The following is a 405-nucleotide window of genomic DNA, read 5'->3' as shown; positions in this document are numbered from 1 at the left end:
CGCCGCGCAGCACGTTGTCGGAGTTGGCCAGGATCTCGATGCCGAGCCCGCGCAGATAGGCGTGCGGGACGCCCGCGCCGAGGTACAGCGCCTCGCCGGCCTGAAGCCGTACCTCGTTCACCAGCAGCCCGGCCCGCAGCCCGGTGTCGCCCGGGAACTCCCGTGCAGCGTACGGGTATCCGGCGAACTGGCCCTCGGGCTCGGCCTCCGGGGCGCGCTCGACGGCCGCCGCGACCTCGGGCACCGTGGCCCCCGCGGTTCCGCCGCTCAAGGCTAGCAGTGTGGCGAGGCTCTGAGCCAGACCCCCGCCACCATCCTGACCATGAGCGGCGACACCGCGCGGGCCACCGTCGCCGAGGTCGCCGCCGCCGTCGAGCGCGCCGCCGAGGCCGAGCCCGACGGCCA

General features: G+C 75.8%; 1 pseudogene. It reads right to left on the bottom strand.

Features of this window, described 5'->3' with window-relative positions:
- Positions 1-271 (bottom strand): annotated as a pseudogene (locus UK12_RS44840) (hypothetical protein); the annotation flags it as partial.
- Between the last annotated feature and the right edge of the window lie 134 nt (positions 272-405).

It is taken from the genome of Saccharothrix sp. ST-888, from assembly GCF_000955975.1.
GTDB lineage: Bacteria > Actinomycetota > Actinomycetes > Streptomycetales > Streptomycetaceae > Kitasatospora.
This window is presented reverse-complemented; position numbering and strand designations above follow the sequence as displayed.